Genomic DNA, 22,653 nt, shown 5'->3' on the forward strand with positions numbered 1-22,653 from the left:
CGGGCAGACTTTTGCTGGTTAATCCACCCTGCAGACACAAACACACTCATACTCGCCGTGCTGACACCCAGCCCGGTTCGATTGTCCCCTAAGCCGGCTTGCAGGCCGCTCACTTTATACGGGCGCCCTAACACTGCGCAAGGAGGCTGCCAAAGCTTGAAGCTCTTTTTCCAGCAGCTCCATGATCGTCTCCTTCTCTTCCCGGTAAGGCAGGGTCACGGAAATTTGCCATACGCTGCCTTGATGCTGTGACGTAAAGTGAAGTACGGGCGGTTGCTGAGCATGGGATTCGCCGCCGGCCGCTTCCGTTTCTTCAAATAAGTAGGCCGCATCCTCCGACTCGCCCAAATGATTGTATACGATCGCTACGCTGTCTAATCCTTTTCGCAGCAAACGCCGGGAATTCGGATAGTTTGAGGCGGTCTGTTCATTATAAACGAGATTCAAAAAGTTGATATTGCGCGCTGCGGCCGTTTGGAGCTTTTCCCGAACCGATTCGGAGTCGGCCTCCGTGCCGGTCAGCAGCAACGGGATCTGATCGATACACTCGCCGACGGTTTTGAAAAACGCGTTATTTTCGTAATGTCTGCCGTAATGCGTCATCCACACGGGAACCGCGGCCACTTGCAAATAACGGCGGAAAAAACGTCCGGCAAGCTGCAGTGACCACACTCCCCAGTTAACCGACGCAAGTTCCTTGAATTCCGACATATCGCAGCGCAGCTCAGCCTTGGTGTAACCTTGGCCAAGCGAGGCACGGATTGACTCGTTCACCAGTTCCAATCCGGCGTTAAAATCTTCAAGGTGAAAAAGCTGTACCAATTCATGGTCCCCGATATGCTGCGGCCCCTTCCTCACTTGCGCCACATAAGCCGGGTAATCGCCCGCCGGCATGCCGGCTGTACCGGCCTCTGTGCCCGGCGTTCTAAGCTGAGGCCCAGTTGTAAGGCCCTCCTCCGGGCGGCTATCCAAACGGCGATAAGCTTGGAGTAGCTCGTTTTCGAGAATTGACCCGCTTGTCTCATCATAGATCAAATGCGAGCAGGGAAGCAGCAGCCAATGCTCCCGCCAATTCAAACGGACAAGCGCCATTCGGTATAACAGACGACCGCTTAGCCTGTAGGGCTCATTAAACAGCTTGGGCAGCAGACGGCCGAGTAATTCCTGTTGATCGGCCTTGCTGCAATCGGATAGGTCTACGGCAGGCAGCGTCAATTGTTCCGGGACCGCACGCTGTTCCCACATCCAGTCCAGCCCATCGCGCACCAGCACACTCCGCAGCAGGCTATGGCGAGCAAGCAGGCTGCGGACAGCTTCGGATAGCCGATCGGCGTCGAGACCAAGCACATCAAGCCTTATCACGGTGCCCGAGCATTGCGGCCGCTCCAAATGGTACTCCTGGGCCGGAGCAAGCGCATACCGGCATTCCACAGCTCCCGCATTGATGTCGGACTGCAAAGCTTCATGGAGAACCTGTATCCGCGAAAGCTCCTTTTTAACACGCCGTTTTATTTCGGCTGGGGACTTTTCGGAGACAGCAAGCGGCACGAGCTGCTCTATTCCGGCATCCCTCCCCTCCGCAAACGAATCGTCTGTAGACTCGCCTGTCGTCAGATAGTGCGGGTGCAGATTCGGAGCAAGCTCGGCACGCATAAAAGCGAGCAGCTCACTCACCTTTACTCCGTGGCACGGCTCCATATTCAGCGTCACGCGAAGACCGTCTTCGCTTTCCTCCGTCACAAACCGGGAGCGAAGGCCAAATGCCTTCTCCAATCGCCATTCGCTTTCCTGAACCGTTTCGGCAAGCTGAATGTTTACTTCGGCCGGCTGCTCCAGCAGTGCCGACACCTTGCGAATCGTCTGCCCTTGGAAAATATGATGAATACCTATCGGTATTCCTGCCGCTTGCGCTTGAGCGATCAATTGGATGGCGGTTAACGAATGACCGCCCCGTTCAAAGAAATTGTCGTCTATCCCGATCGTTTCGGCGCCCAGCAGCTTTTGCCAGAGTTCCGTGAGCGTTCGCTGCAGTTTCGTATACGGAGCCGCGTAGGCCCCGTCCGGGTTCTCCTCCCGATTTGGCGCAGGCAGCGCCTTGCGGTCGACTTTTCCATTCGGGGTGAGCGGTAGACGGTCCAATTGCACCCAAGCCGACGGAATCATATAATCCGGCAACTCTTCTGCGAGCTCTTTCCGGAGCGCACCCGGAGAGATGATCCCGTTGGCAACGATATAGGCACAAAGCTGTTTTTGCCCGTGGATGCTTTCCTTTCCCGCAACAACAGCTTCAATAATGAAACTCTGTTTCATGAGGCGTGCCTCCACTTCGCCAAGTTCGATCCGGTGTCCTCTAATTTTCACCTGGTCATCCAAACGCCCTATAAAATCCACATCTCCGTCCGGCAGCCAGCGGGCCGAATCTCCCGTGCGGTACAACCTTTCTCCGGGAACAAAAGGATTGGGCACAAACTTTTCGCCCGTCAGTTCAGGGAGGTTCCAATACCCGCGCGCGACGCCCGCTCCGCCGATGCAAAGCTCGCCCAGCACCCCGACGGGAACCGGCCGAAGCTGCGAATCCAAAATATAAAACCGCGCGTTCAGCAGCGGCCGTCCGATAGGAACATGCCCTGCATCCGGAAGCCGTTTCAGCGGCTGGTCATAGTAGCTGGAATCGATAGCCGCCTCGGTCACGCCATACGCATTGATGATGCGGATTTGCGCGCCGAACCGTTCCTGCAGCGCGCGATAATCCGCAACATTGCAGCTGTCCGAGCTGGTGATCAGCAGCTTCATCGTCCCCAGGTCCAGCCCCCTGTCCGCCACATATTGCATAAAAGGCACGATAAGCGCAGGCGTCGATTCGAACACGTTCACCTCGTAAGCTTGAATCCAGTGATGCAAGCGATTTGGGTCCAGCCGGTCGTCTTTGGGGCAAATGACCATCATGCCGCCATTATACAGGGTCCTCGCGAGATCACCGACAAAAACGTCGAACGAAAAGCTGGCCAGCTGCAATAACCGCACCGGAAATTGGTCAAGCCGGTACTCCCGGCGGTAGCCTTCCGCCGTATTCATCAAGCTTTGGTGCTCGATCATCACACCCTTCGGACGCCCAGTCGTTCCCGATGTATAGATCAGGTAAGCAAGATCACCGGGACGATTGATGACAGCAACGGCCGAACCATGGTTGTCGTAAATCGCTTCATCATCCAATGCGAGGACCGCGGTTCCGGCTTCGTTATCAGCCAAAATTACTTCCAGCCGCGGATCAAGCGCCGCTTCCGTCAGCAGGACGGACGCTCCGCTATCCTCCAGCATAAAACGGATACGTTCCGCCGGATAATCGGGGTCAAGCGGCACATAGGCGCCCCCGGCCTTCCAGACCGCCAGCACGGCGACAAGCAGCAGCGGCGATCGCCCCGCCAAAATGCCGACAAGTGTCTCTCGGCCTACACCGCACGCTTGCAGTTTACGGGCAAGCCGGTTGGACCGTTCGTCCAGCTCGCGGTAACTTAGCCGTTCATCCCGGTAAACAACGGCGGTCTGCTCGGGAATACGTGCCGCCTGCGCGGTAAACGCCTCATGGAAAACTCCCGTCATTCCTCGTCCTGCCTCAAGCCCCGCATTGGCAAAATGATCCAACAGCCCGCTGCGTTCCTCCGGCGTCAGCATGCTTAACGCCGATAGCTTGGCCTGCGGATCGGCCAGCGCCGCATCGATCAGTTGCACGAAATGGCCGGCCATCCGTTCGGCCGTCTCCCGCTCGTACAGCGCGTCGCAGTATTCCAGTCGGAATAGCAGTTCATCTCCTTGCTCCTCCGCATCCAGCGTCAGATCGAATTTCGCCGAGCGGTAATCCGCTTCGTCCGCGCTCGCCTTCAGCCCCGCCAGCTCCGGCACGGCTCCACCTTCTCCCTGCCACGCGAACATCGTGTCAAACAGCGGATTGCGGCTCATATCCCGCCGCACGTTCAGCTTCTCCACCAGTTCTTCGAACGGGTAATCCTGATGCGCGTACGCTTCCAGCGCCAGCTCCTTCACTTCCCTCACGTACGCCTCAAACGGCTTGTCCGCCGACGGATACGTGCGCAGCGCCAGCGTGTTCACAAACATGCCCATCACCCGCTCCAGCTCCGCGTGCGGCCTTCCCGCTACCGGCGTCCCCACGATCACTTCCTCTTGTCCGCTGTACTTCGACAGCAGCGTGGAATAGGCCGCCAGCAGCACCATGTACAGCGTCGCTCCCGTGCGCAGCGCCAGCCGCTTCAGCCCGCTTGTCCGGTCCGCTCCCACGGTGAAGCGGACAACGCCTCCCGTGTAGGAGAACACGGCCGGCCGGGTCCGGTCCGCCGGCAAATCCAGCACCGGCAGCTCGCCCTTCAACCGCTCCAGCCAGTAAGCTTCCTGCGCGCGGACCCGCTCGCTTCCCGCCTCCGACTGCTGCCACACCGCATAGTCCTTGTACTGGATGCGCAGCTCCGGTAGCGCTTCGTCTTCGCCCTCGCCGTTGTACAGCCGGGACAGCTCCTCCAGCAAAATCGCCGTCGACACCCCATCGGATACGATGTGATGCATGTCGACCAGCAACCGGTGGCGATTCGCGCCTTCATCCACCAGCGTGGCTCGCAGCAGCGGTGCCTGCTCCAAATCAAACGGGCGGATAAACGCCCGGGCCGCCTGCCGCGCTTCCGCTTCGCCTTGGACACGGATGCGCGGCAGTGTAAACTCCGGCAGCGCTTCCTTCGGGGCAATCCGCTGCACCGGCACGCCCTCACGCAGCGTAAAAGCCGTCCGCAGCGCTTCATGACGCCGGATCAGCGCCCGGAACGCCTGCTCCAGCCGCGCCGCATCCGGTTCGCCTTCCAAGTGCAGGACGCCCGGCATGTTGTACCCGAAGCCGTCCGTCTCCAATTGGCTGAGCACATACAGCCGTTTTTGCGCCGACGAAACGGGATAGCTTTCCTGCTCGCCGGCAGCCGGAATACCGGCGTACGGATTGGGCTGCAGCTCTTCCATCGCCTGCGCCAGCGATTCGACGGTCGGATGCTCGAACACCATCCGCATCGGCACTTCCACCTGCAGCGCTTGGTGAATACGCGCGGTCAGCGCCGCCGCCCGCAGCGAATGGCCGCCGATTTCGAAAAAATGATCGCGGATACCGACGGCTTCCGCGCCAAGCACTTCCCGCCACAGTTCGGTCAGCCTCGTCTCCAGCACCGTGCGCGGCGCTTCCGTTCCTTCGCCCCACCGCTCCGCGAGATCAATTTCCGGCGCGGGCAGCGCGCTACGGTCGATTTTCCCGTTCGGCGTCAGCGGAAACGCGGCGAGCTGCACGGCATAAGTCGGCACCATATAGGCCGGCAGCTCTTGCAGCAGCGCTTGGCGCAGTTCACCGGTGCTCCATGTCTTTTCCGCTGTGAAATAGGCGCACAGTTCCAGCGCGCCAGCCTCATCCGCATGAGCAACGATCAGCGCCTCCCGCACGGAAGGGAGCTGGTTCAACTGCGTCAAAACATCGCCAAGTTCGATGCGGTAGCCGCGGATTTTGACTTGGTCGTCGATGCGCCCCATATATTCCAAATTGCCGTCGGGCAGCCACCGGGCCAAGTCCCCGGTCCGGTACATCCGGCGTTCGGGCGCAAACGGAACGGGAACGAATTTTTCCGCAGTCAGCTCGGGACGGTTTAAATACCCTCGGGCCAAGCCGATTCCGCTGACACACAATTCGCCGGGTATGCCGACCGGCATAATGGATTGATCCGCGCCCAAAATATAAACTTGATGATTGGCGATGGGACGCCCGATCGGCACCGTTTTAGCTGTATCGTCCAAAGTCGAATACGGCCATGCCGTCGAGCAGATGGAATCCTCCGTCGGTCCGTAATTGTTAAAATAGCGGACAAACCCGCTCCAACGGCGCGCCAGCCCGGGGGAAGACGCGGAGCCTGCGGTAATGAGCCGCGTCAGGCTCGGCATGTGCGCCGGATTCAAGTAAGCGGCATAAGTCGGCGGAAGTGTGGCGACCGTAATGCCGTTGTCCCGCACGTATTGTTCCAACAGCCGGTAATCGGCAATCACCGAAGCGTCCGGCACATAAAGGGTCGCCCCGCTAAATAAACTCATTGTCATTTCCGAGCAAGCCGCATCGAATGAAAAACTGGCAAACTGAAGCACGCGGTCCTGTTCGCACACCTGAAGCGCTTCATCGTAAAACAATTTGTAGTTGCATACCCCCGCATGTTCAACCAGCACCCCTTTGGGCTGTCCGGTCGTACCCGACGTATAAATGACGTAAGCCAAGTCGCCGGGTTCTACGGAGTCCGCGAGATTTGACCCGTCGCCGCTGAAGCTTTGCGGATCGTCCAGCAGCCATTCGCCGCCAAACGCCACACGGTTCCGAAGCGGCGACTGCGCGAGAAGCAGCGAAACGCCGGCGTCCTCCAACATATAGCGGATACGCGCTTCCGGGTAATCGGGATCAATCGGCACGTATGCGCCCCCGGCCTTCATGACGGCCAGCGCCGCGGCAATCATCTCCGGTGAACGCTCGGCCAATATGCCGACCAGGGATTCCCGGCCCACACCTTTGGCCTGAAGCGTACGCGCCAGCCGGTTCGCCCGTTCATTCAGTTCGCGGTAGCTCCACTGCCGCTTTCCCGACACCACGGCCGGGCGGTCCGGCGTGCGCTCCGCCTGACGTTCAAAGAGACCAGGAATGGTCATGCTGTCATCCGGTGAATAGGCGCGGGTCGTGTCGTTAAACGATTCCAGCACCTGCGTCCTCTCCTCCGGCGTCAGCATGCTTAACGCCGATAGTTTGGCCTGCGGATCAGCCAGCGCGGCATCGATCAACTGCACGAAATGGCCGGCCATCCGTTCGGCCGTCTCCCGCTCGTACAGCGCGTCGCAGTATTCCAGTCGGAATAGCAGGTCATCCCCCTGCTCCTCCGCATCCAGCGTCAGATCGAATTTCGCCGAGCGGTAATCCGCTTCGTCCGCGCTCGCCTTCAGCCCCGCCAGCTCCGGCACGTCTCCGCTTTCGCCCTGCCACGCGAACATCGTGTCAAACAGCGGATTGCGGCTCATGTCCCGCCGCACGTTCAGCTTCTCCACCAGTTCTTCGAACGGGTAATCTTGATGCGCGTACGCTTCCAGCGCCAGCTCCTTCACTTCCCTAACATACGCTTCAAACGGCTTGTCCGCCGACGGATACGTGCGCAGCGCCAGCGTGTTCACAAACATGCCCATCACCCGCTCCAGCTCCGCGTGCGGCCTCCCCGCTACCGGCGTCCCCACGATCACTTCCTCTTGTCCGCTGTACTTCGACAGCAGCGTGGAATAGGCCGCCAGCAGCACCATGTACAGCGTCGCTCCCGTACGCAGCGCCAGCCGCTTCAGCCCGCTTGTCCGTTCCGCTCCCAGGGTGAAGCGGACAACGCCTCCCGTGTAGGAGAACACGGCCGGCCGGGTCCGGTCCGCCGGCAAATCCAGCACCGGCAGCTCGCCCTTCAACCGCTCCAGCCAGTAAGCTTCCTGCGCGCGGACCCGCTCGCTTCCCGCCTCCGACTGCTGCCACACCGCATAGTCCTTGTACTGGATGCGCAGCTCCGGCAGCGCTTCGTCTTCGTCTTCGCCTTCGCCGTTGTACAGCCGGGACAACTCCTCCAGCAAAATCGCCGTCGACACTCCATCGGATACGATGTGATGCATGTCGACCAGCAAGCGGTGGCAATTCGCACCTTCATCCACTAACGCGGCTCGCAGCAGCGGCGCCTGCTCCAAATCAAACGGGCGGATAAACGCCCGGGCCGCCTGCCGCGCTTCCGCTTCGCCTTGGACACGGATGCGCGCCAGCGTAAACGCCGGCGGCGCTTCCTGCGGGGCAATCCGCTGCACCGGCACGCCGTCACGCAGCGTAAAAGCCGTCCGCAGCGCTTCATGACGCCGGATCAGCGCGCGGAACGCCTGCTCCAGCCGCGCCGCTTCCGGTTCGCCTTCCAAGTGCAGGACGCCCGGCATGTTGTACCCGAAGCCGTCCGTCTCCAATTGGCTGAGCACATACAGCCGTTTTTGCGCCGACGAAACGGGATAGCTTTCCTGCTCGCCGGCAGCCGGAATACCGGCGTACGGGTTGGGCTGCAGCTCTTCCATCGCCTGCGCCAGCGATTCGACGGTCGGATGCTCGAACACCATCCGCATCGGCACTTCCACCTGCAGCGCTTGGTGAATACGCGCCGTCAGCGCCGCCGCCCGCAGCGAATGGCCGCCGATTTCGAAAAAATGATCGCGGATACCGACGGCTTCCGCGCCAAGCACTTCCCGCCACAGTTCCGTCAGCCTCGTCTCCAGCACCGTGCGCGGCGCTTCCGTCCCTTCGCCCGACCGCTCCGCGAGATCCACGTCCGGCGCGGGCAGTGCGCTCCGGTCGATTTTCCCGTTCGGCGTCAGCGGAAACGCGTCCATAATGACGAGCGGCCAAGGAACCATATACTCCGGCAAGCGGCGGCGCAATTCGCTTCTCCACAAAGCGGCAAGCGCCTTAGGCGGCATGACCGCTTCCTTGGAGGAAGTCCTCGGCACCGCGTAAGCGATTAGCTGACGATCGCCGGGCCGGACTTCCCGAGCCAAGACGACGGCATCCGCCGCGCCGATGTCGTGCCGCAGGACGGCTTCAATTTCACCGGGTTCGATTCGGTAGCCCCGAACCTTCACTTGATGATCGATCCGACCGAGGTAATCGATCGTTCCGTCCGGCAAAAACCGGGCCAGATCGCCCGTCCGGTAAATGACCGGACACTGCGCGCCGCCGTACGGGTTGGGCACGAATTTGGCGGCCGTTTGCTGCGGGTCGCCCACGTAGCCGCCGCCTACCTGCGCACCTGCGATGCAAAGCTCGCCCGGGGTACCGGCAGGCACCAGCCCCAGCTCCGCGTTTAAAATATAGACGCGCGTGCCCGGCACGGGTCGGCCGATCGGCACTCGCTTGCCTGCAAAAGCGGTAATCGCCGGCAAGCGTGCGAACACAGTCACGTCTGTGCATTCCGTCGGCCCGTAGGTGTTAACGACTTCCGCAAGGCACGCGTCCGATTTCAACCAAGGCGCAAGCCTGTCGGCGGCAATCGGTTCGCCGCCCAAAAACAGGTGCCGCAGCGTCGCCAATGGCGCGAATTGCGCGGGAGCCGACGCAGCCAGCAATGGATAAAACGCGCTGGGCGTTCCGTTCAGCAGCGTAATGCCATGCCGCTCAATAAGCGACACAATCTGCCGCGCGTCGTAAGGACCTGCCGGAGGCAAAATTAGCTGCCCGCCGGTCAGCAGCGGTGCAAATATATTTTTTTGCGTCAGATCGAAGCTTGGCGAGGTGATCACGAGCAGCTTATCCGCTGCCGACATCCCGAATTCCCCGGTGTACCAGCGCATCAGTGATGCAAAGCCCGAGCGGTAAACGCTCGCCCCCTTCGGCATGCCCGTCGATCCTGACGTATAAATCACATACATGAGATGCCCGCCGTCCGCCTCGCTGCGCGGATTGGCGTCAGACTGCGACAGCAAGGCTCCCGCATCCGTATCCAGACACACGACCGTCAAGTCGCGCAGCCCGTCCAATCGCTCCGCGTGAGCCTGCACAGTGACCAGCACGCGAAGTTCCGCCCGCTCCGTCATATAGCGGAGCCGTTCATCCGGCAGCGACGGGTCGAGCGGGACATAGGCACCGCCGGATTTCAACACGGCAAGCAGTGCCGCCGGTAAAGACGGACTGCGGTCCAAGCATATGCCAATCAACGTGTTCGGACCGGCGCCCAGCGCCTGCAGCTTGTGGGCCAGCCGATTGGCTTGGCGGTTCAGTTCGCCGTAGGACACCGTTTGTCCATCGAACACAACCGCCGCCCGGTCCGGCGTTGCGAAGGCTTGTTTTTCAAATAAACCTTGCACCGTAAACTCGGGTATTACCGGACAATCCGCTCCGTTCCCCGCATCCAGCAGCCGCTCTTTCTCCGCATCCGTTAGCAGGTCGATCCCCGTCAAACGTACCGCAGGATCGGCGGAAACGACTTCCAAGATGCGGATGTAACGCTTCGCCAGCAGACGGATTGTCTCCGGCGCAAACAGCCGAACGGCGTACTCCCAAGTACATTGCAGCGTTTCCCCGTCAGTAGGGTCCGTTGTCACTTGCAGGGAGAAATCGAACTTGGAAATGCCCGGATTGATTTCTTCAACCTTATAGGTCAAGGCCCCGGCGCGAGATGGCTGCACCGCTTCATTTTGGAACATAAACATCGTATCGAAAACAGGGTTCCGGCTTAAATCGCGTACCGGATTCAGCTTATCCAGCAGCTCGTCGAACGGATAGTCTTGGCGCTCGAATGCCGCAAGCGCAAGTGCCTTTACGTGCTGCAGCAGCTCCGCAAACGACTGGGATGTCTGCAGCCGCCCGCGCAAGGCCAGCGTGTTGACGAACATCCCGACCGCTGCTTCGGTGTCCGCATGTCTGCGTCCGGATACCGGCGTGCCGACGATAATCTCGTCCTGGCCGGTATATTGGGACAACAGCGCAAAATAAGCGGCAAGCAGCACCATATAAAGCGTTGTGCCGCTGTTTGCCGCCAGCTGCCGCAGCGCGTCTGTGAGCTGAGGCGTCAGCGTCAAAGACGCTGCGCCGCCTTCAAAGCTTTGCGTCTGAGGTCTGGGAAAGTCCGTAGGCATATCAAGCACCGGCAGCTCGCCTCCCAGCGTTTGAAGCCAGTACGCCTCCTGCTCTTGATACGTTCCTTGGGCAAGCTGCCGCCGCTGCCATGCCGCAAAATCTTTGTACTGCACACGCACGGGTTTCAATTGGCGTCCCTGATAGGCTTGCAGCACTTCGTCCAGCAGCGCCGCCATCGAAAAACCATCCGCAGCCGCATGATGTACATCAACCAAAAGCGCGTAACGCCGATCCCCGAAATCAAGCAGCTCGGCGCGTATTAAGGGCGCTTCCTCCAATCGGAACAGGCGGATAAACTCGCGGGAAATCGCCTCCAGCTCACTCGCCTCGGCTCGCGTCACCGGAACATGAAGCACAAGCTCAGGCCGGATCACCTGTACGACCTCGCCGCCTTCCAGCTTCAAGCACGTACGCAGCGACTCATGCCGCCCGGCGGCCTCTTGAAGCGCTTCAATGAAGCTCGGCACGCGCAAATCTCCTTCGAGATGCAGACGGCCCGAAACGTTATATGTCGTGCCGCCCTCCTGCTGCTGGAGCAAGTACATTCGCCGCTGGCCGGGCGAGGCGGGATAATGCGGATGTGCCTCGACAGGTTCGATAGGGCTAAAATCTTGCTTCTCGCCGCCCCGAATGTACTGGGCCAGCGCGCCCACCGTCTGCCGATGAAACAGCTCGCCGAGCGGGATCTGCACGTCAAACGTTTTGCGAATCCGGGATAAAAGTACCGTAGCCGTCAAAGAATCGCCGCCGAGCTGAAAAAACGGATCGTGCGCACGGACCGTCGAAACACCCAGCACCTCTTGCCACATCCGAATCAATTCGGCTTCTACGCCGTCATCCGGTCCTGTGCCCATCTCTGGGTCTGCGCCCGGCATTGACGGAGCCGGCAGCCGCTCCCAATCCGGCTCGCCGTCCGCAAGCAGCGGCAGCGCCTTCATGAGCATCACTTGGCCGGGCTGCGCATAATCCGGGAGAACCTCGCTCCACCGCCGTTTAAGCGCCTCTTCCTCCCAAGGGGCGGACGGGTCCGGTACTACATACGCCGCAAGCGTCGCGGCGCAGCCTGCAGCACTATGCCCCCACACGCGGATAGCGCAAGCTTCCAAATTGCAGATGCGCAGCAAATGCGTCTCAAGCTGCCGCAAGTTGATTAGGCGCCCCCGAATACGGGCAAAAGCCGAGATTGGCCCGATGCGTTTCAGTTCCCCTCCCGGCGCGTGGTATACCCACTCGCCCGTGCGTGCAGCCTCGCCCATACTCTGCCGGTTAAGCAGACCCTGCGCCACGATATGCAGCTCCCCCGCCGTCCCGGCGGGAGCCGGCCGTCCAAAAGCGTCAAGCACGCAAGGGCAGCCGCCGTCCCGGTCGGCAAGCGACGACCAGCGTTTGTATATTTGAGTGGTTTCGTCCATGTCCAACAGCGATATTTCCGCAAGAGGTTGGCCCGACTTTTTTGTAATCTCATCTAAAATCGTCACCCAGTAACGGAACCAATGGGCAATGACATCCGGCTCGAACAATCCCGCGTTGTAATCAAAATCCACCCGCAGCTCCTTATTCGCTTCAGTCACGTTGACAAACAGCTCATACTTGCTGGCCGTGACCGGGCTGGGGAGCAGCTCCGTGTTCAGCTCGTGAAACCGCAGCTTGGGCAAAGGCCGGTCCATATTGAATACGACGTTTATGACAGGCAAATGCCGAAGCCCTTGCTCGGCCAACGCGGCAAAACTGTAAGCCTGGTAAGCTTCGAGCCGGCGCATGCTTTCCTTGACCGCGCCGGCAAAGTCCGCAAATGTCGTCTCGTGTTGAACCCGGCTAACCACCGGAAGCACATTGACGCAATGTCCCATCAGCGAAAAAGCGTCCATCTGTGCTTGACCGGCCGTCGGCACGCCGACAGTCAGCCTGGAGTCGCCTGTCAATCGGTGCAGCAAGATTTTAAAGCCGGACAGCAGCGTAACAAATAAACTGCTGCCCAGCCGGATGCTGAGCTTTTTGAGCGATTGAACGAGCCCGTCTTCCAGCACGGCCGTGTACCGCCCCCCTCGAAGGCCCGGCACACTTACTCCCCGCAGCGGAGACGGCAGCTCCAATACAGTTAGCGGGCCGGAGAGCTCGCCGGTCCAAAATGCCGACGCTTCCGCGCTGCGCGGATCGGCCATCCGCAGTCGCTGCCATGCCGCATAATCGCGGAAAGCCGCAGCCTCCGGGAGCCGGTACCGTTCCTTCCGGACAAGCGCGCTGTAGATTGACGCCAACTCCCGCATAAAGACGACAATGGACCATCCGTCCGCGATCAGGTGGTGAAAAGTGAACAGCGCCAAGTGCTCCTCTTCCTCCAGCTTTAAGAAATGGATGCGGAATAAAGGTTCGCTTTCCGATAACCCGAACGGGGCCTCAATGCCCTGTTTCAGCCAGGCGCTCTTTTGCCGCTCGCGCGAAAAATCATCGTACCCGCTGACATCCAGCAGCTTGATCTGCGCCTCCAGCGACGCGGCGATCACCTGCGTTTCTCCGTCCACGCCCATGTACGTACGCAGCGCTTCGTGCCGGTGCATCAGCGTTTGAACCGATTCGCTCCACGCTTGCATGCGCAGCGGCCCGCGAAGCCGAATCAGCGCCGATTCATGCAAAACGTGCGGCTTCTCACGGCTGGAAGCCGATGCAAACCAAAGCTGTTTTTGCTCCGGCGTCAAGGGAATGACACGATCCTGATCGTGCACGGGCCGCTCGGGCAGCGGAAGTTTGCCGGGGTCCGGGCCGTCCGGAGGCGAATCGGGCAAAAATCCGCCGTGTCGCAGCGCGGCTACGCTGTTCTTGACCGCCTGCACAATGCGGGCTATATCGGTCTCCGTGTGCGCCGTCGACAAAAAGCAATTGCGCCCCTCCCAGATATAGATGCCTTGGTCCAGCATGTGATAGTAAAACAACTCCAGATCGCCCTTGAGCGCAAACCGGAACAAAGAACCGAAATAATCGATCCGGATCGGCACCTTTTCCTCGGTAAAGAAGCGGTTTAAGGTCTCCGCCAAATCGGCGGTTCTCGCATTCAGCTCCGCCTGCAGCTTCTCCCCGTCGCGCTCCAGCCGTTCCAACACGGCAAGCGATGCCGCCATGGCGAGCGGATGGTGGCAGAAGGTACCCGCAACAAAGGTGCGCCGTTCCTCATGCTGCGGATACGAACCGTCGCCGAAATCCCACATGCCTCCATCGATGCCGTCCATATAAGCGGCACGGCCTCCCACGATGCCGATCGGCATCCCGCCTCCGATCACTTTGCCGTAGGTGACCAAATCCGCCTCAATGCCGAACCACGCCTGCGCCCCGCCGGGATGAAGCCGGAAACCGGTGATCACCTCGTCGAAAATAAGAGCGGCGCCCGCTTGTTCGGTCGCTTCCCGAACCGCCGCCAAAAACGGCCGCGGCTGCAAATCCGGTCTGCGGCTTTGCACCGGCTCCGCCAGCACCGCCGCCAATTCATGGGCGTGTTCGCGAATATAGGCAAGCGCCGTCTCGGTGCCGTAAGGAAGCACAACGATGTCATCTACCGTCCCGGAAGGTACTCCCGGTGCCAAAGGCATCGACCGCTCCCGGTCCGAGCCCGGGCGGGCAAGCGCAAGCACGCCGTCAAACGTGCCGTGGTACGAACCGGCAAATATAACCACCTTGTTCCGCCCTGTAGCGGCCCGGGCCAACCGTAAAGCCACCATAACCGCTTCCGTGCCGGAGTTGAAGAGGGCTATTCGCTCTACGCCCGTCATGCGGCAAATTCCTTCAGCCACTTGGCCGGCCAAGTTCGACATCGGTCCGAGGCACATCCCGCTGCGCAGCGCCTTGTCAATATGTTCACGAATAAACGCCGGGTCGTGGCCGAACAAATTCACGCCGAACCCCATCGTCAAATCAATGTATTCGTTGCCATCCAAATCCCAAATCTTGGAGCCCTCGGCCCTTTCCGCCACGAGCTGGTACACCATCTCTTTAAGCATCAGCCGAAAACCCGCCACATTGCGATTATTGGCATATACAGCGCGGTATTTCTGCGTATATGCTTTGGTCCGCCCGGTGCGTGCCGTATAGCGGTCGATCAAGTCGCGTAAATGCTGCTCTTGACGGAGCGTCAGCGTTTCGCGGGCTTTCACATTCATCGGACGGTAAGGCCGAAACGGCTGCCCGCCTTCGCTGTCCGCCGCTACTGCGCGTGCCGGCTCCGATGAATCGCCGCCTGTACCGTGATCGCCGCCGCGGGATACCGTGGACGGCGCCGCAGCGGACGGCAAGCCGCCGGCAGCGGCTGCTTCGCTGCGCGCATCGACAAAATGCGCGTGAGGAATGGCCGCCGGGAAGGCTGGAGGCTCCGTCCTTGCCGCGCGCTCGGGGGTTTCCGGCGTGATGAAGGAAGGCGGCTGCAGCACATCCAACTGCCGGGCGATAATGTGCAGCTGCTGTTCCATAATCGGCCGAAGCGCATGAACGAATGCGATGCTTGGCGGGTGATGCCAGCCACCAGTCGGCTCGGGCGCAGTCTGACGGAGCGCCGCTGCGCTTGGCGGCCCGTCCCAACCGGGCTGCGCTTCTGCGCCGTCGCTGCGCTCTGCATCCGCAAGCGTCCAACCACTTCGGGCGTTCGCAGCGGCAGCGGCCTGTCCCAGGCTTGAAGCTGCCGCCGAGCCGGCATGGATATCGTACGCAGCTTGCCCTCCTTGGCGAGGCGCTGCAGAAATCGGCAGGAAAGCGGGCAGTCCTTCGGTTGACTGGCCTTGCCCAGCGGCGGCGGAAAGCACTTCGACTCTATGAGGTACGGCATCCTCGATTGGCCGTCCGGAACGGTCGATCCCGTTCTGCGTACCGGACGAAGCGTTTTGCGGCAAATGATGCACAATGTATTCGGCCACCTGCTCTAAACTGGTCAGGTTTTCAAAAAAACGGCTCATCGGAATATCGAGACCAAACACATCCTTGATGCCTTGCCGTACTTGGGTCAAGTTGATCGAATCAAGCCCCAGCTCCAAAAAATGAATATGCGGATGAAGCTCATTCATTTCTAGATGCGAGACGTCGCTTATCATTTGAGCCAGCGTTTGCGCAACCTCCGAATGACGAGCGGAATCCGTCGCTGTCCTGGTATGTAACAACTGTTCATGCAAAGTGCTCACTCCGTTCACCTGACCTTCCTCCATCGTCAAACTGCCTGTTTCTTCCCCCCGCTGCCTCGGCGTCTCGGCGATTTGAATCCAGCAGCGCTTGCCTTCAAAAGGGTATGACGGGAGCGATACCCGCCGGCGCTGCCCCTGTGCGTACAATTGCTCCCAATCGATAGGTTCCCCCCGCACAAAGGCTGCGGCCAGTTGATCCGCCCCTTCAGCCGTTTCCAGCGTCGGCGCTGCTCCGCCTTCGCCCGCGGAAAATCGCCCGGCAGCTTCCGGCCCGCCCGGCACCTCTCTGGCCGGTTCGCCAAATCCGGACACCGTCCCGATCTGTCCGGTAAACACGCCTTCGCCCGCAATGCCCTCGCGGTGCAGCCGGAGAAGGCTGTCGCGCAGCGCTACGGGGCTAGCAGCCGCGATGGCGAGGCGATGCGCAAACATACTGCGCCCGGTGCTCGCCGTGAAACAAACGCTGTGCATGTCGAGATCCGGTGAACGTTCAAAACGTTCGGCATAACGTCCGATTAACGCTTTCAAGGCGCTGTCGGTGCGCGCGGACAAAACGAGCAGCAGCGCACCGTCCGGCGCAGTGCCGCCCGCGCTGCCCGCGCCGGACTCCGTCGCTTCCTCCCGCGGTTTGTATTCTTCAAGCACCACATGGCAGTTCGTGCCGCTAAATCCAAACGAGCTGACTCCGCAGCGTCTCGGGAATCCCTGCGGTTCCCAATCGGTCAGCGATACATTGGGATAAACCGGCGAATCCTCAAAACGGATTTGACGGTTAGGCGCGCGGAAATGAACGAGCGGCGTGATTTGCCGATGCCGGAGCGATAGCACTGCTTTGATCAAACCGGCGATACCGGCCGCTTCGTACAAATGGCCGATATTCGTTTTGACCGTACTTACCGCGCAAAACTGTTTGCGCTCCGTATACCGGCCAAACGCTTGCGAGATGCCCTCAATCTCCATGGGATCGCCAAGCTGCGTTCCCGTTCCGTGCGCTTCGATATAGGTGATCGTCTTGGGGTCTACACGCGCGTTCCGCCATGCCTGCGCGATGACATCCGCCTGCGCCAGCGCATTGGGCGCGGAGATGCCTATCGTGCTGCCATCCTGGTTCATGGCGCTGCCCTTGATGACGGCGACAATACGGTCGCCGTCCTGCACCGCCCGGCGCAGCGGTTTCAGAATCACGGAGCCGACGCCTTCGCCCGCGCCGGTTCCGTCCGACTCCCGGTCAAATGCCCGCGCCCGGCCGTCGGCCGATTCCATGCCGATGCCCGCCCGAATCGGCAGTAAGATGGTTTTGACGCCGCCCGCCACGGCCATGTCGCAATCCCCGTTCATTAAAGCCCGGCAGGCCAAATGCACCGCCGACAGCGAGGACGAGCAGGCCGTATCGACCGTAACCGCCGGCCCCTTTAAATCCAGCAAATACGCGATTCGGCTCGAAATAACCGAGGGTAAGTTGCCGATAATAAACCGGGGCAGCGCCTCCGGTTCCGCTTCCGTGAGCAGACGCTCGTAGTCGAAGCTGGTTTTGGAAAAACCGACGTAAACGCCCGTCCGGGCTCCAGCCAGCTTGGCGCCGCCATAACCGGCATCCTCCAGCGCGCTCCACGCCGTTTGTAAAAACAAGCGTTGATTCGGGTCCATCAGCGATGCTTCTCTTGGCGTCAACTTGAAAAAAGCATAGTCGAACGTATCGATCTCATCCAAATAGCCGCCTTCCACCGCCTCCCACTGCCCCGGTTCACGCTGCAGCTTTGCCATAAACATATCCGCGTCCCGCTTCCTGGCATCGCCATACGGACCGATGGCGTCGCGCCCCTGCGCCGTATGTTCCCAAAACTGCTCCAGCGTGTCCGCCTGCGGAAATTTGCCGGCCATGCCGATAATCGCGATATCCCGGTCGCCCGGATCATCCGCCGGTCCCGCCTCAAGCTTAACCGGCGCTTTCTTCGCCGGGTCCGCCGCAAGATGGGCGGCCAGCTTAGCAACGGTCGGATAGGAGAAGAAATCCGTCACCGGAATAGCCTTTCCGAACTCGCCTTCGAGCGCTTCGGCCAACTGCGTCAGCTGCAGCGAATTGGCACCGAGTTCAAAGTAGCTTTCGTCGGTGCCGATTTCCTCCGTTTGCAGCACCCGTCTGCATAAAGCGAGCAGCTTCTGCTCCGCTTCGCTGCGGGCCAGGGCTTTCGGCTTCGCTGCGCGCGCCGCCAGCAGCAGATCGGCCAGTCGGCCGGACACTTCGTCAAATTCCCCGGCCATGTATTGCTGCGCCAGCTTGTAGCGCTGCACCTTGCCGCTCGTCGTCTTGGGCAGACGGCGCACCGGCACTACATCCCTAACCTCCCAGCCGCCCCGTTCGTTCAAATGATGACGCAGCTTAACAATTAGCGGCACAAAGTTTTCCGGTTTTTTTGTGTAAATAACAAATAAAACAATCCGGTCTTGTCCTGTCCCCGGGTCGCGTACGCCGCAAACGGCTACCTTACCAAGCTCGACCCCGTTCACCTCTTCCGCGACACGCTCCATATCATGCGGGTATACGTTTTGCCCGTTCACGAAAATAATATCTTTCGCACGTCCCGTAATAATAAGCCGGCCGCTGCGCATAAAACCCAAATCGCCGGTTACAAGCCAACCGTCCTTCGTCATCGCTTTGGCCGTCGCCTGCGGATTGTTGTAGTAGCCGGACGTCACATTTTTGCCGCGAATGTGAATATGCCCAATGACATCGTCAGTCAAAGGAAGATGGTTATCGTCACAAATCCGGAAATCGCAGCTTGCCATCGGATAGCCGACATCGACAAAGGTCACGCAGCAGCGATCCTCGGGTGCAGCAGGCACAACCGCTTCGCCGATGGTCAGGTGTTCCCGGTTCAGATGAACCGCCTTGATGCCCTCGTTTAACGGGGGATGGGCTACGCCTACGCAGGCCTCAGCCATTCCATACACGCAGAACATCGCGGATCGGCGCAGTCCGTGGACCGCCATTGCGCTCAAAAACCGGTCGCACACCTCGGTCGAAATCGGCTCGGCCCCGTTATAAATGATACGGATCCGGGATAAATCCCAGTCCTTGGCCGCCTCTTGTTTGTATTGATCCAAAAAAAACTTATATCCAAAGTTGGGAGAACAAATTAACGTCACCCGATGCTCCGACGCTTTTTTGAGCCAAAGCGAAGGGCGCCGGATAAAAAGCGCGGTAGGCATAATAAATTGATTGACATTGCCGATCACGCACGTAAGGTGAAAAGCAATCAATCCCAAATCGTGGGTAAGGGGCATCCAGCCGAGGTATGCGTCGCTGTCGTCCAATTCCGATTCGACAGCAGCGTCGCGTATGTTGTGCACCAAGTTTTCATGAGTCAGCATGACACCTTTCGGGTCACCCGTCGATCCGGAAGAAAACTGGATGAAAGCCAAGCGATCCGGCTGAACCGGATAAATAACTCCTTTGGCCTCCAAGCGATAATCCAGGCTTTCCGTTGGCAATGCGGTCTGCGCGAGTACGCCGAAGGTTTGCTCAAGCCCCTGCTGGCGCGCGTACTTTTCCAAGCTTCCCAGCACTTTGGCATCGCTGATCAAATAAGGGCGGCGCAGCGTGTCCCAAATTTTGAACAGCTTCATCTTATGTTCGTCATTGCTGCCGACCGTTACCGGAACCGGCACGATGCCGCCCAACAGACATCCCCAGAAGACATGCAAAAACGTACGGTTCTCGTCAATTTGCATCAACAATTCATCCCCGGGCTCCATTCCGCGCGACTGCAAATAATGCAGCACCTGAAGCGCATGTTCGAATAACTCGCCGTACGATTCGTAAAGCTCGTCCCGGTCCCCCGAAATATAAGTGATACCTTTCTCCGCCTGCCTCCTTCTGTCTTGAATAATGTCGATTAACGTTAGATACTGCTCCATCATCGTCCCTCCGCAGCGTGGTCCGCCAAAGCCGGACCCGTCGTCAATGGGCTTCCGCACCCGTTGTGCTTACAGCCGCCCACTTGTTGCCGGAATTCGATTATGACTGAAACTTGGCGTAAAAGCCGGCTAGCTCTGTTTAGCCGACCGTACGGCGGTCTTGGAATCGATTCCCGTTAGCTCGACGGAACACCGCGAATTCGACGAAGCTTACATCATCATCCGCACGCTTCGCCGGGAATCGACTTTTTCTATGCAAGTTGACATGCCGTGCCTTCATTGTAAACGAATAAATTTTACTTATATACTAAAATTTTCATATTATGGTATTAATTTTTCTGAATTTGCTCATAAAAAAACCCAGACGCTGACTCCGCCTAGGCTCTATCCGTTTTAATGAAAGGTAAATGCGGCAATGCACAGCACTCCGCATGGGTCGTCTGATTCTTTCAGTTGACAGCTTTCAGCTTTGACTTCTTCGTAAAAGTATCCCACTCAAACGGACGGAAAAAAGATCAATAATGATGGCGAGCATCCTCAATCATGCACTTGGTCGCGTAGGGTTGGGTTCACGGATGCCCCTAATTGCTTCCATTAACAAGAGCGCTGCCTTGCCTAGGTAGTTTTTGTCTTTACAAGCGATGCCTATCGTGACGACAGGATTCAAATCGGCTATAGGTCTTATGACCAAGGAGCCTTCCTGTTCCAGACCGCTGTAAATCGGAACAATACCGACGCCGAACTCTGCCTTAACCATCTGTTGAATGACAAAGAAACTTCCAACCTCCATACAAGAAAAGGGGGTTTGCCCAGCCCCATCAATCGCCGTTTCCCAAAGCTCCCGGTAGATACAAGTCGGTTCTTTGACCAGAACGGTTAGCCCCTCGAGATCGCTAGCGGTGATACTGTCTTGATCGGCTAACGGGTGATTCCTATGTAACATGATCCCTAATCTTTCCTCGATCAGCGGCTCAAACTCCAGCATGAGCTTCGAAGGCGGAGGCGAACAAACGCCGAATTCCAGTTCGCCGGCCCGAACCCTCTCCGCAATCGTTCTGCTGCCGCTTACTTCCATGGTTAACTCCACTTTCGGTCGAGTCTTGCAAAAGTCAGCTATAACGGTCGCTAACTGCTGGCTCGCGACGGGCTCGATAGCGGCAAAACGCACCGAGCCGGTATCTCCCGCAGCAATATCCGAGACGGTCTGCCTCATCGTTCCGATCGACTTCAGTAAAACCGAGGCCTCATTATGGAGCCACCGGCCGGCTTCGGTCACGATCACGCGTTTTCCGTCGCGCACGAATAAAGAAACGCCCAGATCCGCTTCAAGACGCTGAATCTGAAGGGTTACCGTAGAGGGAGCGTATTGGAGTTCCTCGGCGGCTTTCAGAAAATGTCCAAGACGCACGCAAGCCTCGAAAGTCTTTAAAGCTCGAAGATCCATAGTCATCACCTTTGTTTAAGTTATTCGAATCATTTATTCATATAATTCAATTTTACAAAACATTCCCGGAATTTTACAATAGGGTCAACTTATTATTTTGGGGGAAGATGAGCTATATGGGTACAAAATCCGCATTTAATCGGATTACTCTATGGGCATCGTTTTTGTTTGTCGTCATACTCGGTTTTTCCCGGCTCTCCTACGGTATGTTCTTGCCTGGGATACAGAGGGTGATCGGGGGGAGCTACGGACAGTTGGGTATGCTCGGCACAGTCAACTTTATCGGTTATTTGGTCGGGACCTTGTGTCTTCCTCCTTTGCTCTCGCGGTTTCCGGACCGCAAACATGTCATTAATCGGATCACATGCCTATTGCTCGGATTGACTTTGATCGGCTCGGCATTCAGCGATCATTTCACCGGGCTTGGGCTTTGGCGGTTCGCAATTGGATTGTTATCGGCCTTCGCTACAGTGTTAGTCCTGTCCATTGCAATGGATGCCGTTCGACCGGCGGAACGAGGAGCGGCATCGGGCCTTATATGGCTGGGCGGATCTGCCGGCATTCTAGTGACGGGCTTGTTCGCCCCCTTTACCATAGACCCTTCACACCTGCTGGGGTGGCGGTATGCTTGGGTGATCATGGGCGTATTCGGAGTCATTGCCGCGTTCGGTTTTGAGTTCGTCACCAGAAAAAGGGAAGCCGAAAAAATGCCCTCACAAACCGAATCGAAGTCACGGGACAAAGAAAACAACAATGTATATCGTCTCCTGTTGAGCCCGAAGAGGCTCTTGTTCCTAATCGCTTCTTATTTTTTTCTTCGGATGGGGATATATCATCTATTTCACGTATTTGATTCCCTATCTGGTTAGCCAAGGCATTCCGTCCCTCTACGCCGGATTGATATGGTCCGGGATCGGATTTGCGGGGTTGTTTAACGGATGGATCGGAGGCAAAGCCATTGACCGATGGCCGAGCGGGTATACGCTTGCGTTGGGATTAGCCTTAGGAACGATCGGTGTGTGCGGGGTAATCACCCATAGTATGTTAGTTACTGTACTCGGAGCCGCCACGATCGGGCTGGTTTCCTTTATTACCCCGCCGCTGATGACAACAGTGCTTCTTCGTCGTCATGTTCCTCACCACGCGTATGCGGCCTGTCTTAGCGTAGCCACTGCCTTTTTTGCCGCAGGACAGATTATCGGACCCATCATTGGAGGCGTGGCGGTCGAACGGTACGGATTGCAATTCGGCGTGGCATCCAGCGCAATCTTTATGGCGATTGCCGCGGTGTTCGCCGGTTTGTATGGACAACAACAGCGAAAGCTTGAGATCCTTGATTTGCCTGACAGAGGTTAAAAAAATAATTAGTGACAATAGCTGTCACTATTAACGTTTATGATGGAATCGAGCCAGACAAACTTTTATATAGA

The 22,653-nt window shown here is 58.5% G+C and carries 4 protein-coding genes; 2 read left to right on the top strand and 2 right to left on the bottom strand.

The genetic code is table 11. The annotated features are described in order from the left end of the window. Positions 1 to 114: 114 nt before the first annotated feature. Both KVT34_RS23890 and KVT34_RS23895 read right to left on the bottom strand, forming a co-directional pair. Positions 115 to 19,779, bottom strand: a complete 19,665-nt coding sequence (locus tag KVT34_RS23890; protein WP_217561810.1) for a non-ribosomal peptide synthetase — start codon at positions 19,777 to 19,779, stop codon at positions 115 to 117. Positions 19,780 to 20,320: 541 nt separating this feature from the next. Further along, positions 20,321 to 21,223 carry a LysR family transcriptional regulator gene (locus KVT34_RS23895; RefSeq protein ID WP_217561812.1) on the bottom strand — a complete coding sequence of 301 codons (903 nt, stop codon included), beginning with the start codon at positions 21,221 to 21,223 and terminating at the stop codon, positions 20,321 to 20,323. A gap of 116 nt (positions 21,224 to 21,339) precedes the next feature. On the opposite strand from KVT34_RS23895, the gene KVT34_RS32005 reads away from it, so the two are divergent. Beyond that, a complete protein-coding gene (locus KVT34_RS32005) occupies positions 21,340 to 22,092 on the top strand; it encodes an MFS transporter (protein ID WP_254635095.1) in 753 nt (250 codons plus the stop codon). Continuing rightward, positions 22,073 to 22,579 (top strand): YbfB/YjiJ family MFS transporter, encoded by a 507-nt coding sequence (locus KVT34_RS32010; RefSeq protein ID WP_254635096.1) that lies wholly within the window; start codon positions 22,073 to 22,075, stop codon positions 22,577 to 22,579. The genes KVT34_RS32005 and KVT34_RS32010 overlap by 20 nt, the downstream gene beginning before the upstream one ends. Positions 22,580 to 22,653 lie beyond the last annotated feature (74 nt).

This window comes from Paenibacillus sp. GbtcB18, assembly GCF_019091125.1.
Classification (GTDB): Bacteria; Bacillota; Bacilli; order Paenibacillales; family NBRC-103111; genus Paenibacillus_F; species Paenibacillus_F chitinolyticus.